The sequence below is a fragment of the Bradyrhizobium sp. NP1 genome, from assembly GCF_030378205.1.
Lineage (GTDB): Bacteria > Pseudomonadota > Alphaproteobacteria > Rhizobiales > Xanthobacteraceae > Bradyrhizobium.
The window spans coordinates 6,290,867-6,307,035 of the sequence record NZ_CP127385.1; the positions used below are offsets into that span (position 1 = coordinate 6,290,867).

The window sequence follows — 16,169 nt, forward strand, 5'->3', positions numbered from 1 at the left end:
TCCGGCTGCGCGCAGTGCGCAAGCCGGCTCCAGATGCTGGACGCGCGACGGCAGAGCGGCCGAACGCAAGCGTCGAAAAGGACTTACGGGAAGTTGGGAAACCGGGGCGTCGAGCCCCGATCGGTGCTGTCGGAAGCGGTCCCTAACGGGCGGCTACGGCGTCCAGCGCGAGCTTCGGACGCGAGGATACGATCTGCGAATTTGTCGAAATCATGCAAATCTCCCCGGTTCGAGCCAATGAGGCGCTGCTTATAAATTGATCATGGCAATTTTGCAACCGACTGCGCGGCGGGTGCTAATGTGCCGCACCTCCGGCGGCGGTGGCCGAGGGCTTGTTCAGCAACAGCACCATCGCGCTCAGCCCGATATAGAACAGCGTCAGCATGAAGAAGGCGTCGCCATAGCCCATCACCACCGCCTGGCGGTGCACGATCTGCGACAACTGCTTTAGCGCCATCAGCGTCGCGTCGCCCATGCCCTGCATGCGCTGGGTCAGCATGTTCAGCGTCTCGGTTGCCGTCGTATTGCCCCAGGTGACGCGATCATGCAGGCGCGAGATGTGCAGGTCGGTGCGGTCGTTCAGCACCTGGTTGATGATCGCAAGCCCCACCGCGCCGCCGAGATTGCGCGTCAGGTTGAACAGCCCGGAGGCGTTCTTCACCCGGTCCGGCGGCAGCGTGCCGAGCGCGATGTTGTTGGTCGGCACCATCGCCATCATCATGCCGATGCCGCGCAGGATCTGCGGCAGCAGCAATTCGTAGAAGTCATAGTCGCGGGTGATCCAGGTCATCTGGAAGGCGCCGAGCGCGAAGATGATGAGGCCGGCCGCGATGATGTAGCGCATGTCGAACTTCAGCATCAGCCGCCCGACCACCGGCGCCATCAGGAACATGGTGACGCCGGAGACGAACATGGTCTCGCCGATCATCAGCGCGCTGTAGCCGCGCACTTCCGCAAGATAGCGCGGATAGATGTAGGTCAGCCCGTAGAGGCCGATGCCGATGCAGAAGGAGATCAGGCAGCCGATGCCGAAATTGCGGTTGGTGAACGCGCGGATGTCGACGATCGGCTCCTCGGCGGCGAGCACGCGCCAGAAGAAGGCGATCGCCGAGAGCGCGCAGACCCAGGCGAAGATCGCCACCGACGTGTCCTGCAGCCACTCATATTGCGGCCCCTCCTCCAGCACATATTCCAGCGAGCCGAGGAAGCCGCCCATGAAGAGCAGGCCCCACCAGTCGAAGCGCTCGAGCAGGGCGAAATCGGGCCGGTCGAAATCGACCAGCGCCAGCACGCCGACGGTGATGCCGATGCCGGGAACGATGTTGATGAAGAACAGCCAGTGCCACGACATCATGTCGGTGATGTAGCCGCCCACCGTCGGACCAATCGTCGGCGCCAGCGTCGCGACCAGTCCGATGATCGGGCCGACGATGTGGAATTTCGAGCGCGGGAACACCGTGTAGGCGGAGGCGAACACGGTCGGGATCATGCCGGCGCCGAGAAATCCCTGCAGCGCGCGCCAGACGATCATCTGCTCGATCGAGGAGGCGAAGCCGCAGAGGAAGCTCGAGACCGTGAAGCCGAAGGCCGAGATCGCAAACAACAGCCGCGTGCCGAGCGCGCGCGACAGGAAGCCGGACAGCGGTATGGCGATCACTTCGGCGATCAGATAGGCGGTCTGCACCCATGACACTTCGGTCGAGCTTGCCGAGAGGCCGGCCTGGATGTCGGTGAGCGAGGCGGAGACGATCTGGATGTCCAGGATCGACATGAACATCCCGAACACCATGATCAGGAAGGCGAACAGCCGCTGCGGGGCGATGCGCTCGCTGGGCGCTTGCGTTCCCGTCATGACAGGCGCCTCGGCCATCTGATGCGCAACCCTATTGCGGGTGGATCATGGTGGGGTCGTCGAGATCGGTCTCGCTGTCGGCATCGGCCGCGCCCTTGTTGGTATCGACGGTGGCGTAGACCGACATGCCCGCGCGCAACAGGTTCTGCCGCGCCACCGCCTTCGGGACGCGGATGCGGACCGGCAGGCGCTGCACGATCTTGGTGAAATTGCCGGTGGCGTTGTCGGGCGGCAAGAGCGTGAACACCGAGCCCGCCGCCGGCGAGATGCTGTCGACGATGCCGGCAAACTTGCGATGGCCATAGGCGTCGACCGAAATCGTGACCGGCTGGCCGGGACGGATGCGCTTGAGCTGCGTCTCCTTGAAATTGGCGTCGATATAGACGTCGTCGAGCGGCACGATGTTGCCGAGCCGCTGCCCGACCGCGACGAAGTCGCCCGTATTGACGAGGCGGTTGGAGAAGATGCCGTCGATCGGCGCGCGCACGGAGGCGAAGGCGAGGTCGCGCTCGGCCTTCGCGAGCTGCGTCTGCAATTCAGCAAGCTGCGCCTTGGCCTCGGCCTGCTGCGCCTTCGTCACGTCGACATTGCTGAGGGCGGCGTCATAGGCGGCCTGTGCCGCGTTCACGGCGGCAACGCCCTGGTCGCGTCCGGCTTCCGACTGCTCGAAGGTGGCGCGGGAAGCGAATCCCTTGCTGCTCAGCGACTGCTGGCGGTCATAGTCGAGCCCGGCGCGCTTCAGGCCGGCTTCCGCCGAGACGAGATTGGCCTTGGCCTGCTCCACCGCGCTTTCCTGCGCGGTGACCTGCCGTCCGATCCGCTCGATCGTCGCCGCCTGCGTCGCGATGCGGGTACGTGCGGCATCGACCGCGATGCGGTAGTCGCCGTCGTCGATCCGCATGACCACGTCGCCGGCACGGACCAGCGTATTGTCGGCGGGAATGATCGTGGCGATATGGCCCGAGACCCGCGCGCCCAGCATGGTGTTGTTGGCGCGCACATAGGCGTCGTCGGTCGAGACGTAGAAGCGTCCGACCAGGAGATAATGCACGCCGTAGCTCGCCAGCGCGAGCGCGACGAGCGCGCCCATGCCGATCAGGATCAGCTTCTTGCGGCGGGCGGGCTTCGGCGCGGCGCCACCCGCGGCTGGTGCCTCGGTCGCGGGGGTTTCGATGGCGGGCTTTTCGGGCGCCGGCCTGCCCGGCGTTTCCACCGTGCGGCGCCTCGCCTCGTCAGCGAACTGGCTGCGCAACGCTTCGACGGCTTCCATGTCGCGTGCGTCGGCGCTCTCGTCCGGCTCAGGCAGAACGATCCGCGCGGCTTGATCTCTCGCTGCGGCCATGACGGCCTCCCACTCCAATACACGGGCGGAGCCGACCCCGGCCCGGCCATCACGCCCTCTAAAACAATACATTGACCGAACGGTTCGGTCAAGTTAACGTCAATGAGAGGAGTTCTAAACCAGCGACTCCTTGCGAACACCTTCTAAAATTGGGTTCTTTGCCGAAAGCTAAACCAATGGTTGCAGAAATCCGCACACCCCTGCACGTCGTAACCGAGGAAGACAGCTCGAAGCGGCGGCAGATCCTCGACGGGGCCCGCAAGGTCTTCATGGATCTGGGATTTGACGGCGCCAGCATGGGCGAGATCGCCCGGGCGGCCGGCGTCTCCAAGGGCACGCTTTACGTCTATTTCGCCGACAAGAGCCGCCTGTTCGAGGCGATCGTCGAGGAAGAGAAGATCGAGCAGGGCAAGGTCGCCTTCAATTTCGATCCCGCACGCGACGTCGATACCACCCTCCCCGAGTTCGGCCGCGCCTATATCGGCCTGCTGTGCCGTCCCGGCGGCGGCTCGGCGATCCGCACCGTGATGGCGATCGCCGAGCGGATGCCGGAGGTCGGCAGCCGGTTCTACCAGCATGTGATCGCCCACACCGTCGATCGCTTCGCCGCCTATCTCGAAGCGCGCGCGCAGCGCGGCGAAATCGTCATCGATGACTATCAGCTCGCGGCCTGGCAATTCATGCAGATGTGCCAGGCGACGCTGTTCCAGGCGTTCATCTTCCAGGCCAAGCCGTCGCCCTCGCCCGAGCAGATCGCAAGGGTCGTCGACAGCGCCACGCGCGTGTTCTTCGCGGCGTACCGGCCGAAGAAGTAGCGGCGCAAGCCGGCGACCGGCGGGCGATAGCGAACAGGATTTCCGCTCGCGACGGGCGCCTCGACCTCCGCTTCATCGACCCGCTATTCGCGAATCGCGTCTCGGAGGCGCCTGATATTCCCGCGGTGCACTCACGTTCTCGCGATTTGACAGTTTTGCGTAGGCTGTCAAATTCGTCGAATGACGACCCGCGACCGTATCCTCGAGGCGGCGATGCAGGTGTTCCGCCGGCACGGTTTTCGCCGTTCCTCGATCGAGCAGGCAGCGGAGGCGGCGGGCCTGACCCGGCAGGCGCTCTACCATCACTTCTCCTCGAAGGAAGCGCTGTTCCGCGCCGCGATCGAGCGCGTTCATGAGGCGGCGCTCGCGACCGGCGCGGAAGCCGCGGCGCGTGCGGAAGCCGCCGGCCACGACCTTGCCGACGTCCTGATCGGCCAGATCACGGCGCGCCTCAAGGCGCTGGTCGCCGCCCTCGACGGCTCGCCGCATGTCGAGGAGTTGTTGTCGGAACACCTGGCGCAGGCGCGTGATCTCTACCAGGATTTTGCCGCGCGCCACCAGGCCGCGCTCGCCGCCACCATCGCGCGCGTGCGCACGAAACAGAAGCTGGAGCTCAATCCCGGCATGACGCCTTCAGGGCTGGCGCGCTACGTCGAGATGGCGGTGAACGGCGCCAAATCAGCGCATCCCAACATGCAGCCGCTCGACGCTTTCCTGCGCGATCTTTCCCTGATGGTGCGCACGCTGGTCGCGGGCGCCATCACCAAGACACCGAAGTCCGCAACATTGCCGCGCAAAAGACCCGCCGCCCGCCGCAAAACTGGAGATCGGAAATGAGCAGCATGACGATCAACGGCCAATCCGCCACGCTGCCCGACAGCGCGGACGCGCTCCTCGTCGAGGTGATCCGCGACGGTCTCAACCTGACCGGCACCAAGCTCGTCTGCGGCTCGGGCGTCTGCGGCGCCTGCACGGTGCTGCTCGATGGCGCGCCCGTCGTGAGCTGCCTGTTGCCGGCGCAGGCGGCAGCCGGCAGGACGGTGACGACGGTCGAAGGCATCTCCGCTGGCCATCTGCATGCGGTCCAGAAGGCGTTCATGGCGCACGACGCCCTGCAATGCGGCTTCTGCACGCCCGGCTTCATCGTCGAGGCAACGGCGTTCCACGATCGCTGGCGCGCGGCCAACGGCACGGCCGCGCCCTCGCGCGAGGAAATCGCCGCCGCGCTCGCCGGGCATCTCTGCCGCTGCGGCGCCTATGAAGGCATTTTCCGCGCGGTGACGGAAGCCTGCAGCGGGCGCTTCGACGGCAAGGACGTGGTCGCGCCGCGCATCGAGGCGCGTGACAAGGTGACGGGCGCGGCGCGCTACACCGTCGACATCAGGCATGACGGCCAGCTCGAAGGCGTCATCCTGCGCTCGCCGCATGCGCATGCGAAGATCAGCGCGCTCGATCTTGCGCCGGCGCGCGCGATTGACGGCGTCGCCGCCGCCGTCTCGCTGCTGCCCGACGACGGGATGGTGCGCTATGTCGGCAGCCCGATCGCGGCGGTCGCGGCGAAAGATCGCACGACCGCACTGAAGGCGCTGGCCGCGATCCGCTTCGCGAACGACGCGCGGCCGGCGGTGATCGGCCTCGCTGCGGCGCGCCGCGGCGACGCGCCCGTGGTGTTCGAGCGCGCCGACCGCAAGAAAGCCGGCAACGTCTCCGAAGGCAGTGCCGCGCCGGCGCCGTGGCACGGCAATGTGCGCGGACCGTCGGCAGCGTTTTCGCAAGCGGCACGCAAGGCAAAGAGCGCGATCGAGGCAGCCCGGCAGGCACGCGATCCGCTGCTCGTGGAAGCAACCTTCCGGGTTGCGACGCAATCCCATGCGTGCCTGGAACCGCATGCCACGGTGGCCCGCTTCGACGGCGAGCAGTTGACGCTGCACGTCTCCACGCAGGCCGTGTTCCAGGTGATGGAGGACGTCGCCAAGCGCTACCGGCTGTCGCACGACAAGGTGCGGGTGATCGCCGACCATGTCGGCGGCGGCTTCGGCTCCAAGGGCGGCCTCGGGATGGAAACCATCGCCGCGATCGAATTGTCGCGCGCCGCCAACGCCCCGGTGCGCGTCGCCTATGATCGCGAGGAAGAGCTTTCGGTGAGCGGCTATCGGCCCGCGGCCGAGATCGAGGTCGCGCTGCTTCCTTCGGCGCAAGGCAAGCTCGCCGCGCTTTCGCTCACCGCCTATGGCGACACGGGAGCGGCGACCAATTCGACGATCGCCGCACTGGCGCGGCTGATCTATCCCGCGGAAGCCAAGGCGCTGGCCGATTACGACGTCATCAGCAACCTGCCGCCCGGCGCGCCGTTCCGCGGCCCCGGCGGGCCGCCGATGGCATTCGCGCTGGAGCAGGCGGTCGATGAGGCAGCCGATCGGCTCAAGATCGATCCGATCGCCCTGCGCCAGCGCTGGGACGTCGATCCAAACCGGCAGCGGCTCTATCGATGGGCCGCCGGGCTCGAGCTCTGGCGCAACCGCAAGCCGCAATCGGCCGGCGGCGGCCGCTACCGTCGCGGCATCGGCGTTGCCGCCGGCTACTGGCTCTATCTTTGGCAGCCGGGATCGACCGTCGAGATCGCGGTGAAAAGTGGCCGCATCGTTGCAAGCTCCGCCGTGCAGGACATCGGCACCGGCACGCGCAGCGTCATCGCCAACACGATCGCGCGCGAATTTTCGCTCGAGCCGCAGGACATCGAGGTGCGCCTCGGCGATTCCCGCCTGCCGGAAGGCCCGGGCTCCGGCGGCAGTCGCGTCACCGCCTCGATCGTGCCGCCGACGCTCGCCGCGGCCGAAAAGCTCAAGCAGGCGATTGCGCGATCCGCCGCGCGGCCTCCCGCTCCCGGCTCCAATGCGCCGTGGCGCGACCTGATCGCAGCCTGTCCCGACCTTTCGGTGTCGGCGGCGCGGCCAAGGGATGCGCAGCCGGCTGCCGGGATCGCCTCGCCGCTCAGCCAGGCCGGCTTCATGGGCATGGTGTTCGGCTGGATGCTGCGCTTCTTCAACAACATGATGGTCGGCGCCGGCGTGCCGAGCTCGGTGCAGGTGGTCGAGGTCGAGGTCGACACCTGGCTCGGCCATGTGCGCGTGCTCAATGTCGCGACCGGCCTTGCGGTCGGCAGGCTCGCAGCTCCCGTTCTGGCGCGCAGCCAGGCGGCTGGCTCCGTCATCCAGGGCATCGGCTATGCGCTCTATGAGGCGCGCGAGACCGATCCGCGCGATGGCCGCGTGCTCTCCGCCAGCATGGAGGACTACCGCATTCCCGGAATTGCCGACATGCCGGGGCTGGACGTGCATTTCGACGAGGCCGGCTTCGATCATGTGCCGGGCGGCAGTGTCGGCATCGGCGAGGTCGCAACCGTTCCGACCTCGCCGGCGGTCGCGAATGCGATCCACAACGCGATCGGCGTGCGGCTCACGGAAATACCATTCCGGCCCGACCGCCTGCTCGCCGCGCTTGCCCGGAGGGACGCCGCATGAATCCCGCTGTCATGAATGCTGCGCCCGAATTCCGTGCCGCCGGCACCGATCTTTCCGAGCGGCGGCGCAGCGGCGTCTCCCGGGGGCCGCTGCGCGACATCAGCGCGCAACTCGATGCCTCCTTCAGCTGGAACGCCGACGGCGCGGCAACGATCGGCGCAGGCGCGACCATCGCGGCGATCGCAGCCGATGCGCGCATTGCGCAGGCCTATCCGGGACTTGCGACAAGCGCGCACGGGCTTGCGACACCGCAGGTGCGCCACCTCGCCACCATCGGCGGCAACCTCGCCCAGCGCTCGCGCTGCTGGTACTACCGCAACCCGCATGTCGACTGCCTGAAGAAGGGCGGCGACGCCTGCCCGGCGCGATCCGGCAACCATCTCTACGCTGTCGCCTTCGATCTCGGCCCCTGCGTCGCGCCGCATCCCTCAACCATGGCGGCGGCGCTGCTCGCCTATGACGCGACGGTTGCAACCGACCGTCGCGACAGCGTTTCAATCACGCAGCTGCTCGGCGACGGCAGCGACGGCGGCCGCGATCTTCGGCTTGAAGCCGGCGAGCTCATCAGCCATGTCCGTCTCCCGCCGCCGCTGCCCGGCGAGCGCGCGCTCTACAAGCGCGCGATCAGCCGCAGCGATGCCGAATGGCCGCTGGTCGAGCTCTGCGCACGCGCCGTGGTGGAGAACGGCAGCTTCCGCTTCGTGCGCCTCGCCGCCGGCGGGATTGCCCCGGTGCCGCTGCGCCTTGCCGCATCGGAAGCGGCACTCGCGGGTGCGAAGCCCGATGCAGCCGCCATCGAAGCGGCCGCGCGCCAGGCGCGTGCCGGCGCAAAGCCGCTGCCGATGACCGGATACAAGCTCGATCTGCTCGAAGGGCTGGTGCGCGATCTCCTGACGCAGCTTGCGGCGTGAGCGGCGTGGCTTGCACGCGCAATGACGGTTCTATTGGCCTGGGTTGACCTCTTGGTTCGAGACGCGTCGCAAGCGCGACGCGCCTCACCATGAGGGGTTCTGGCGGCAGGCATGCCACAGACCAAGGTCGAATTTACCGGGCGGACCGAAGGACTAGATTTCGGATTGCAAGACCGTGTCATGAGGGATGTCGCAGTCCCGCGATGGCGTTCGGTTAGTGCCGCTCGCCATCCAGGACCGGCTTCCTGAGGCCTGCATGGGCACGACGCGCGCAATGACGGCGTAGCCCCAACCAGACAAGACAACAGACCTTGGTACCACCATCCGCCTCCGTGGATGGTGGACGAAACCCGTTCCCGGAGGTCCCAGCTGATTTGCGCCAAGGAGATGCACAATGACGACATTGGACATTGCGGCCGCCCCGCTGCCGGAAGCCGAGCACCGGGCGCAATTGCGTCGCGCATTGATCGCCAGCACGGTAGGCACCACCATCGAATGGTACGACTTCCTGCTTTACAGCACGGTGACTGGCCTCGTCTTCGGCAAACTCTTCTTTCCCAAGTCCGATCCCCTGGTTGGCGTGTTGGAGGCATTCGCCATCTACACGGTGGGCTTCATCGCGCGGCCGATCGGTGCTGCGATCTTCGGCCACTATGGCGACCGCATCGGCCGCAAGGCGGCGCTGATCGCCACGTTGCTGCTGACCGGGCTTGCCACTGCGGCGGTCGGCCTCGTCCCCACCTATGAGACGATCGGCATCTGGGGTGCCGTCATCCTGACGGTCATCCGCTTCATCCAGGGCGTGGGCGTCGGCGGCGAGTGGGGAGGCTCGGTGCTGCTGTCGATGGAGTGGGCGCGGACCAACCAGCACCGCGGCTTCATCACCTCGTGGCCGCAGCTCGGCGGTCCCGCCGGCTTGCTGCTGGCAAATATAGCGGTGCTGGTGTTCAGCCGCATTTCCGGCGACCAGTTCCTGGTTTGGGGCTGGCGCATCCCGTTCCTGCTCAGCCTCGTGATGATCGCCATCGGGCTTTACATCCGGCTCGGCATCATGGAGACGCCGACGTTCCGGCGGATCGTGGCCGAGAACCGCGTCGCGCGAGTCCCGGTGATCGAGGTGATCAAGCGTCAGCCGCGGTCGATCATTCTCTCGGCGCTGGTGCGGATGGTCGAACAGGCGCCGGCCTATATCTACCTGGCCTTTGTCTTCGCCTACGGCACCCAGGTCATCCATCAGGATCGCGACTTCCTGCTCATCTGTCTGATCTGCGCCGGCACCCTTGAGCTCTTCAACATCCCGCTGGCGGGGCACCTGTCGGATCGCATCGGGCGCAAGCGCCTGTACCTGATTGGCTCGGTCCTGACCGGGCTGTTCGGCTTTGCGTATTTCGGCCTGCTGAACACTGGCGCGCCGTTGCTGATCTTCATCGCCATCGTTCTGTCATTCGTACCGCACGCTCTGACGTATGGCCCGCAGGCGGCGTTGATCGCCGAGTGCTTCACCCCGCGGCTGCGGTACAGCGGCTGCTCGATCGGCTATCAGCTCTCCTCGGTCATCTCCGGCGGGCCGGCACCGCTGATCGCTACCGCGCTGCTCGCAGCCACCGGCTCAGGCTACGCGATCGCGTTCTACATTCTGTTCTGCGCGGCCGTCAGCATTGTCGCGACCACCTTGATGCCCGACTACACCAACAAGGACATTTCCGAGGAACACGACAGGCCTTGATCAGATGCGCTGTGGCCGCCGGATCGAGACTCGCGCCGGCCCTATTGCAGGAGAACCGGCAGATTGAGCGGGCCGCGGAAACCGAAACCGTGCCAGCGCACGCTCGCGGGATCAGGCAGCGTCATGTTGGGGAAGCGCTCGAACAGCATGGGGAGCAGGATGGCACCGACGGTTCGTCGCGACAGGTGCGCGCCCGCACAATGATGCGGGCCGTTGCCAAAGGCCTGGTGAGCATTGGGCTCGCGCAACCCGTTGTAGTACTCGCCATCTTCGAAGACGTCCTCGTCTCGGTTTGCCGACGCCTGGATCGTCATCACGGTGTCGCCCTTGGGGATGAAGCAGCCGCGAATCTCGGTGTCCTCCATCACGAGCCGTGAACTCGCCTGGATCGGCGCTACCCACCGCACCCCTTCCTCGAAGGCAGAGCGCCATTTGCCGCCTGCGCGCACAGCCTCAAGCTGATCCGGATTGGTGAGCAGGCCGTAGAGGATCGTCAGCAGGGCATCGCGCGGCTCGTTGATGCCGCCGCCGATCGCGATCTTTACATTGGCGATCATCTGGCTTTCTGGAATCGGGTTCGTCGCGTTCACCATGACGGAGAGCGCTGAGGGGTCCGGTTCGGCCCGCACCCGTTCGGCGTTGGCGCGGATACATTTGTCCATCTCCGCATTGGCGATGTCGGTCGTTTCGAAAGGCCCCGGCGTCCAGCCGAAATTGCCGGCTCCGTCGATCAACGTCTGCGACCATCGCTGCATGTCCTCATCGCTCGCGTCCGGAACGCCCATGGTGTGCGCCAGAATCCGCGCGGCAAGCGGTCCCGCGAGAGCGGGAAAGAGATCGACCACCTCGCCTCGCGGCAGCCGGTCAAGATATGCCGCGGCCAGTTTCGCATACAGCGGCGCCCAGACCGATTCGATCGTCTTCGGCATGAGGGCCGGCATCATCGCCATCCGTTCGGTCCGGTGCTCGTCGTGGTCCTTGCGCATCAGCGTGTGCGCGAGAAAGGCGCGCTTCATGGGCGTGTTCGGGTCGTCCGAGCTGAACAACGCCGCATTGTCCTTCACGTACCTGGTGTCGGCGGCCTTGGTGAGGAAGGTTCGGCCCACTGATTTGACCCGCAAGACGGGCGCTTCGCGTCTCAGGCGCTTGTAGATCGGATAGGGATCGCGCGTGAGCTCCTCGATCGTGATGGCCTCGTCCAGGGGGGCCAAGCCGGCGGTCGGCATGGGGTGATCCTGTTGGCTGCGCACGCATCATTGTGAACGGTGGCGGAGCATAATGGCCGGCGCGAAACGGCGCAATGACGGCGTCCGCCGCACTGGCAGGCGCGAGGCGGCACGCCGCCCCTTGGGATGTCTCAAACGTGCCAACAACCGGGGTGCGGCGATTTCGCCTCGCAATGCTTCTCACATTTTCCGAACAAGGCAGAAACGGCCGACACCGTAATCTTCCGGCATTGGCGGCGGCCCTGACTTCGCGTAAGAAACGCCCACATCACTGCCAATGCGGCAGGGGGAAGATCACGAGGCCCGGTCTCCTAGGCTCACCGGGCCTCGTGTATTTTGTGCCTCGCGCAAGACGACGCACAGACGCGGCAACCGCGCGCTCGACGGAAGCAACCCGCGGGTTTGACGTCGCTCACTCGCCGGCCGCGATCGGCAGTTTTGTCTCTCGGGAAAACACCTGCCTGGCGGGAAGCGTCTCGAGAAGCTCGGCGTCAGCCACCGCCTGACGGGCGACGCGGAGGCTGGTGCAGACCAGGACCGCTTCCTCCTCAGTGCCGACAATGACGCGCGAGCCGAATTGCGTGATGCGATAGGCGGCCATATGCCAGTCCTCCCTAACGCGACAGCCAACAATGGGCGGCGAGCGTTGTTGCCGGCAACTGTGGCGGGCGTACGCCGGCAAGATGAAGATCGAAGGTTGGGTGAGCGAACCGTTAACCCGATTGGAGAGCAAGCCGAAGTTGCAGGCGAGCGGTCCGATTCTAACACACGCCTCCCATCAGGGAGGCACGTTTGCGAATGTTAGAATCAAAAGCTCCACGAGTGTCCCGGATCCGAAGTTCGTATCATTTGGCGGGCCACGCTCTTTTGCGAACTTCGGGTCCGGAAGGACACTAGCAAATTTATGATTCTGGTGCGGTTTTGGTCCCGAAGTTCTCTTGACGAACTCCGGCACAAATGAAGAGAACTTTCGAACCACTAGGGCGTGAGCCCATAAATTCGAGGGGTCGGCGGACATCGGCTCTGGTGCGCATTCCGGACTCAAATCGGACATCGCCTCGTCCGTTTCGTGCCAACAACGGAAGTTGCTCTTTCGACCGCGATCGCGCGTGTGGTGCTCGAATCGGCGTCGCCTATAGAGCGCGCATGTTGCCACGCCCACCGCAGCCTTCCATGCGGAGGGACCATGCATAAAGCCGCAGGTGCGGTTCGCCTCACGGATGGCTTTCTTGGCGGCTTCCCGCGCCCTCTGTATGGCGTAGCTATGTCGAAGACGGGTTGTCCCCGTCATTCAATTTCTTTTCAGTCTGGACCGCAAGGCGCCGCGCTATTTCGGTCGAAGAAAAAGCCCCGCAGAAACGCGGCGCTTACTCTTAGGGCTTGTAAGTACCGGGGTCCGCGCCGCCAACTAAGCCGCCTCTGCTGTTCGAGGAGCCGCCGTAACGCCCCATGCCGACCGTACCTTGGTTGGTCCTGTTCGTCGAACGCGCCATGCCGACCGTACCTTGGTGGGTCCTGGCGCCTGACCTGTACTTATGATGACTTGTGTATGCAAGTGCGAACGTGCTTGAGAGTGCGAACGCAGAAGCCAATGCTATTGTTGCAAGTTTCATGGTCGTCCTCCCTTGATATTTTGTTCCAAGTTCTCCCTTGATGTTTTTGTTCCAAACCGTTTCATGATTTTTTTGTTCAGCCGACAGTCGCCAATGGGGCAGGCGACGTCATTCGACAATCGCGTGCGCAGCATCGGTTGGCGCTCTAGCTTATTGATGTTCGCATAAGGGAAGCGTGGCAAATGGGTAGCGAACGTCAAATCCGCTCCACCAGCCCGATTTCAAGCCGCGGAAGTCGCAAACACGGCGCCCGCCACGGCCGATTCCCCGATCGCGCTCATTTGCATAGGTAATTCATTCACATAGATTGTATCCTGCCGAGCCGTCCGATATCCGCACGCCGCGAGGCGCGCCTGTCGCGGGAGGAAGCGATGATCGACCGCCGGTCACATTGGGAGAACGTCTACACCACCAAGCGCGAAGACGAGGTAAGCTGGTTTCAGGAAAACCCCGCCTTGTCGCTTGAACTGATCATGGCGGCTGCCCCCTCGAAGGACGCGAGCATCATCGACATCGGCGGCGGCGCATCGCGCCTGGTCGATGCGCTGCTTCAGAAGGGCTTCCGCAGAATCGCGGTGCTCGACCTCTCGGCCACAGCCCTGCAAACCGCGAAGCAGCGGATCGGTCCGGCGGCATCGGCAGTCGACTGGATCGTGGCCGACGCCGCGCAATGGACGCCGCAGCGCGCCTATGACGTCTGGCACGATCGCGCCGCCTTCCACTTCCTCACCGATCCCGCCGACCGCGCCGCCTATCTCGATCGCCTGCGCGCCGCGGTCGCGCCCGGCGGGCAGGTGATCATCGGCACCTTCGCGCCGGACGGGCCGGAGAAATGTAGCGGCCTGCCGGTGCAGCGCTATGACAGCGACGCTCTTCAGGCGGAACTCGGCGGCGGCTTTGCGCTGCTGGAGACGCGTGCCGATCTGCATCACACCCCCTGGGGCGCGACGCAGTCGTTCCAGTTCAGCCGGTTCCAGCGGCGCTAGTGGTCCGATTCTGACATTCGCACCCACTTTGGGAGACACGTTTGCAAACGTTGGAATCAAAGGACCACTGGCAAACTGTTGATGCCAGTGGAGCTTTGGATTTGACGTCCACGTGGGGGTAAAGCGGCAAACGGGCAGCGAACGTCAAAATCCGCCCACCAGCGGTGAAGCCGATGGAACCCTTGCGCGACCGGGCGTTGCGACAAAGTGTTCAAATTTGCACACAGCGTGAAACCAAACGCGCCCTGCCGCGTCATCTGTGGATTCGGCATCGTGAATCGGGGCAAGAAGAAATTGCAGACAGAACTACCGCTCGTCATGGTCGTCGAGGACGACGACCCTGTGCAGAATGTTGTTGAGGACGCGTTGGCCGAGGGGGGCTTCGAATCCGCGATCGCCGCGTCAGGCGAGGAAGCGGTGACCCTGCTCAGGAGCGGCGCGGTCAAATACCGCGCACTCGTCACCGACATCAACCTGAAGGGGCGAATGACGGGCTGGGAGGTTGCGAAGGCCGCGCGCGAGATCGATCCCGCCCTCCCGGTCGTGTACATGACCGGCGCCGCCGCCGCGCAATGGTCTTCCCACGGCGTTCCCAACAGCATTCTCCTGGAGAAGCCGTTCGCGCCGGCGCAGCTTGTCACCGCCGTCGCGCAATTGCTGAACGCTGGCGGCCCGCCACCGCCACCGGCCTGAGCCGTCATGAAGCCGCTTGAGCGGCACGAGTGCGCGGTGATCACCGCGCCTCAATCGATCACCTCAATCGTCCTGGAACTCGTCTTCCTCGTTCACCCTGTCGTTCTTGCGCGGGCGCGATGCGGGCCTGCCCAGCGATCCCGTGGCGTAGGGCTCGCGCGAGGCATAGGGGTTGCGGGCACCGGCGCGCGCCGCGATCTCCTCGCCCGAGGCCGCCGACGGCTCGCAGATGACGCGGCGCGAGGCGCGGCGCATCAGATCGACGTGGATGTGATCGTAGTGATAGACGTTGGAGCCCGGCGCCAGCACCGTCGTGAACTGCTGGCAGGCCGCGGCCTGCACGTCGCGCAGAAAGCCCTGCTCTTCCGGCAGCCCCTTCCAGCCATCCTTCACCGAGATGCGGCGGCCGTCGGCCAGCGTGAAGGCTGCGATGTCGAGCGCGTTGCCGAAGGCGTGCTCGGAAATATGCGCATGCGGGTTGCCGTTCATGCCGCGGCAGGAATAGGCCGAGATCTGCTTGATCTCGACCACGCGCGTGCCGAACCAGCGCGCGGCCGCAGGCTGCACGGAATCGGCAAACCAGCGGTCGAGCGCCGAGACGATCGGACAGGCAAGCGTGGCAGCCGGCTTCACCGCGACCGGGCCGACGGATGCCACGGGGTTGCCGCGCGCAGGCCCGAGCGCCGGCGGCGGCAGGCTGTCCGGACGTTCCTGATAGGGCGGGGCATAGCGGTCGCGCGGCGGATAAGGCTGCGCCGGATAGGGCTGCTGCGGGTAAGGCTGCTGCGCTTGATAGGGTTGCCGCGCTGGATGGGACGGCGACGGCACGCCCTCCGCCGGCAGGTCGATGCCGTCTTCGCGCGGCGCGAGACCGGGCGCGCTGAGCGAGATCGGCGCGCCGGAGGACGCGCCGTAGCTCGGCGGCCGCGCGGCGGCGCCGGGATAGTTCTGCTGATAGGTCGAGGCCGGCGGTGAGAGGCGCTGGTTCTGGATCGGCCAGCGCGGCTGATTGCCGATCGCGGCCGGCGGCCGCAGATCCTCATCGGCAAAGCCGAACGAGGACGCATTCTCGCCGAGTGCCGCGACCTTGAGCGGATATTCTGCGCCGCAGACCCCGGGACCGGAGATCGGATCGATCCGCACGATGTCGGCACTCTCTTTCACCGCGCCGGATTTCAGGCACGCCATCTCGGCCTCGGCCCGCCATGGCTCGCGCTCGGCCTGGAAGAATCCACGACCGCAGCCCGCCAACGAGACAAGGACGACGGAGCCGACGAGATACAAACGAACTCCACGCGTCATGCGTGGAAGATTTGCGCCAATTTATTTAAGGACTCTTCAATGCGTTGATTTCACGATCCTTTAACCACGTCGCCGGCGGTTCCACGTAAGCCGGCGGCGGGGATAGACAGCAGCGCTGACTTTTTCGTGAAGGAACGCTTTGGTAATCTGGTCGATTGTGGGCAGCGACGTAAACCAAGGGA

At 65.5% G+C, this 16,169-nt stretch carries 12 protein-coding genes; 7 read left to right on the plus strand and 5 right to left on the minus strand.

Annotated features, from left to right (window positions below):
• Window positions 1-295 precede the first annotated feature (295 nt).
• Together QOU61_RS30460 and QOU61_RS30465 are read right to left on the minus strand one after the other, a co-directional pair.
• Window positions 296-1,852 carry a DHA2 family efflux MFS transporter permease subunit gene (locus QOU61_RS30460; RefSeq protein WP_289654897.1) on the minus strand — a complete coding sequence of 519 codons (1,557 nt, stop codon included), beginning with the start codon at window positions 1,850-1,852 and terminating at the stop codon, window positions 296-298.
• Between the two features lie 31 nt (window positions 1,853-1,883).
• Entirely contained in the window at window positions 1,884-3,194 is a 1,311-nt protein-coding gene (locus QOU61_RS30465) for an HlyD family secretion protein (protein ID WP_289654898.1), read from the minus strand.
• 176 nt (window positions 3,195-3,370) lie between these two features.
• On the opposite strand from QOU61_RS30465, the gene QOU61_RS30470 reads away from it, so the two are divergent.
• From QOU61_RS30470 to QOU61_RS30490, 5 genes are all read left to right on the plus strand, one after another.
• Entirely contained in the window at window positions 3,371-4,009 is a 639-nt protein-coding gene (locus QOU61_RS30470) for a TetR/AcrR family transcriptional regulator (protein WP_289654899.1), read from the plus strand.
• 180 nt (window positions 4,010-4,189) lie between these two features.
• A complete protein-coding gene (locus QOU61_RS30475) occupies window positions 4,190-4,846 on the plus strand; it encodes a TetR/AcrR family transcriptional regulator (protein WP_289654900.1) in 657 nt (218 codons plus the stop codon).
• Complete coding sequence (locus tag QOU61_RS30480) at window positions 4,843-7,530, plus strand: molybdopterin-dependent oxidoreductase (protein WP_289654901.1); 2,688 nt, start codon at window positions 4,843-4,845, stop codon at window positions 7,528-7,530. Before QOU61_RS30475 ends, QOU61_RS30480 begins: the two co-directional genes overlap by 4 nt.
• Window positions 7,527-8,441, plus strand: coding sequence for an FAD binding domain-containing protein (locus tag QOU61_RS30485; RefSeq protein ID WP_289654902.1), 915 nt, complete (start codon window positions 7,527-7,529; stop codon window positions 8,439-8,441). Before QOU61_RS30480 ends, QOU61_RS30485 begins: the two co-directional genes overlap by 4 nt.
• Window positions 8,442-8,835: 394 nt before the next feature.
• Window positions 8,836-10,167, plus strand: a complete 1,332-nt coding sequence (locus QOU61_RS30490) for an MFS transporter (protein WP_289654903.1) — start codon at window positions 8,836-8,838, stop codon at window positions 10,165-10,167.
• A 41-nt stretch (window positions 10,168-10,208) separates the two neighbouring features.
• On the opposite strand, the gene QOU61_RS30495 is transcribed toward QOU61_RS30490, so the two are convergent.
• Complete coding sequence (locus QOU61_RS30495) at window positions 10,209-11,393, minus strand: cytochrome P450 (protein ID WP_289654904.1); 1,185 nt, start codon at window positions 11,391-11,393, stop codon at window positions 10,209-10,211.
• A 412-nt stretch (window positions 11,394-11,805) separates the two neighbouring features.
• Window positions 11,806-11,994, minus strand: a complete 189-nt coding sequence (locus QOU61_RS30500; protein WP_289654905.1) for a hypothetical protein — start codon at window positions 11,992-11,994, stop codon at window positions 11,806-11,808.
• Between the two features lie 1,383 nt (window positions 11,995-13,377).
• Between QOU61_RS30500 and QOU61_RS30505 the strand changes: the two genes are divergently transcribed.
• Window positions 13,378-13,992: a class I SAM-dependent methyltransferase gene (locus QOU61_RS30505; RefSeq protein ID WP_289654906.1), complete on the plus strand. Its 615-nt coding sequence runs from the start codon at window positions 13,378-13,380 to the stop codon at window positions 13,990-13,992.
• A gap of 318 nt (window positions 13,993-14,310) precedes the next feature.
• On the plus strand, window positions 14,311-14,685 hold the full coding sequence (locus QOU61_RS30510; RefSeq protein WP_289661875.1) for a response regulator: 375 nt from the start codon (window positions 14,311-14,313) through the stop codon (window positions 14,683-14,685).
• A gap of 63 nt (window positions 14,686-14,748) precedes the next feature.
• Here the strand turns inward: QOU61_RS30510 and QOU61_RS30515 are convergent, their stop codons facing one another.
• A complete protein-coding gene (locus QOU61_RS30515; protein ID WP_289654907.1) occupies window positions 14,749-15,987 on the minus strand; it encodes an extensin family protein in 1,239 nt (412 codons plus the stop codon).
• Window positions 15,988-16,169 lie beyond the last annotated feature (182 nt).

Bases quoted from the DNA above. Each gene is read 5' to 3' on its own strand.
- QOU61_RS30460 (WP_289654897.1), bottom strand. From the start codon at position 1,852: ATGACGGGAACGCAAGCGCCCAGCGAGCGCATCGCCCCGCAGCGGCTG.
- QOU61_RS30465 (WP_289654898.1), bottom strand. From the start codon at position 3,194: ATGGCCGCAGCGAGAGATCAAGCCGCGCGGATCGTTCTGCCTGAGCCG.
- QOU61_RS30470 (WP_289654899.1), top strand. From the start codon at position 3,371: ATGGTTGCAGAAATCCGCACACCCCTGCACGTCGTAACCGAGGAAGAC.
- QOU61_RS30475 (WP_289654900.1), top strand. From the start codon at position 4,190: ATGACGACCCGCGACCGTATCCTCGAGGCGGCGATGCAGGTGTTCCGC.
- QOU61_RS30480 (WP_289654901.1), top strand. From the start codon at position 4,843: ATGAGCAGCATGACGATCAACGGCCAATCCGCCACGCTGCCCGACAGC.
- QOU61_RS30485 (WP_289654902.1), top strand. From the start codon at position 7,527: ATGAATCCCGCTGTCATGAATGCTGCGCCCGAATTCCGTGCCGCCGGC.
- QOU61_RS30490 (WP_289654903.1), top strand. From the start codon at position 8,836: ATGACGACATTGGACATTGCGGCCGCCCCGCTGCCGGAAGCCGAGCAC.
- QOU61_RS30495 (WP_289654904.1), bottom strand. From the start codon at position 11,393: ATGCCGACCGCCGGCTTGGCCCCCCTGGACGAGGCCATCACGATCGAG.
- QOU61_RS30500 (WP_289654905.1), bottom strand. From the start codon at position 11,994: ATGGCCGCCTATCGCATCACGCAATTCGGCTCGCGCGTCATTGTCGGC.
- QOU61_RS30505 (WP_289654906.1), top strand. From the start codon at position 13,378: ATGATCGACCGCCGGTCACATTGGGAGAACGTCTACACCACCAAGCGC.
- QOU61_RS30510 (WP_289661875.1), top strand. From the start codon at position 14,311: ATGGTCGTCGAGGACGACGACCCTGTGCAGAATGTTGTTGAGGACGCG.
- QOU61_RS30515 (WP_289654907.1), bottom strand. From the start codon at position 15,987: ATGACGCGTGGAGTTCGTTTGTATCTCGTCGGCTCCGTCGTCCTTGTC.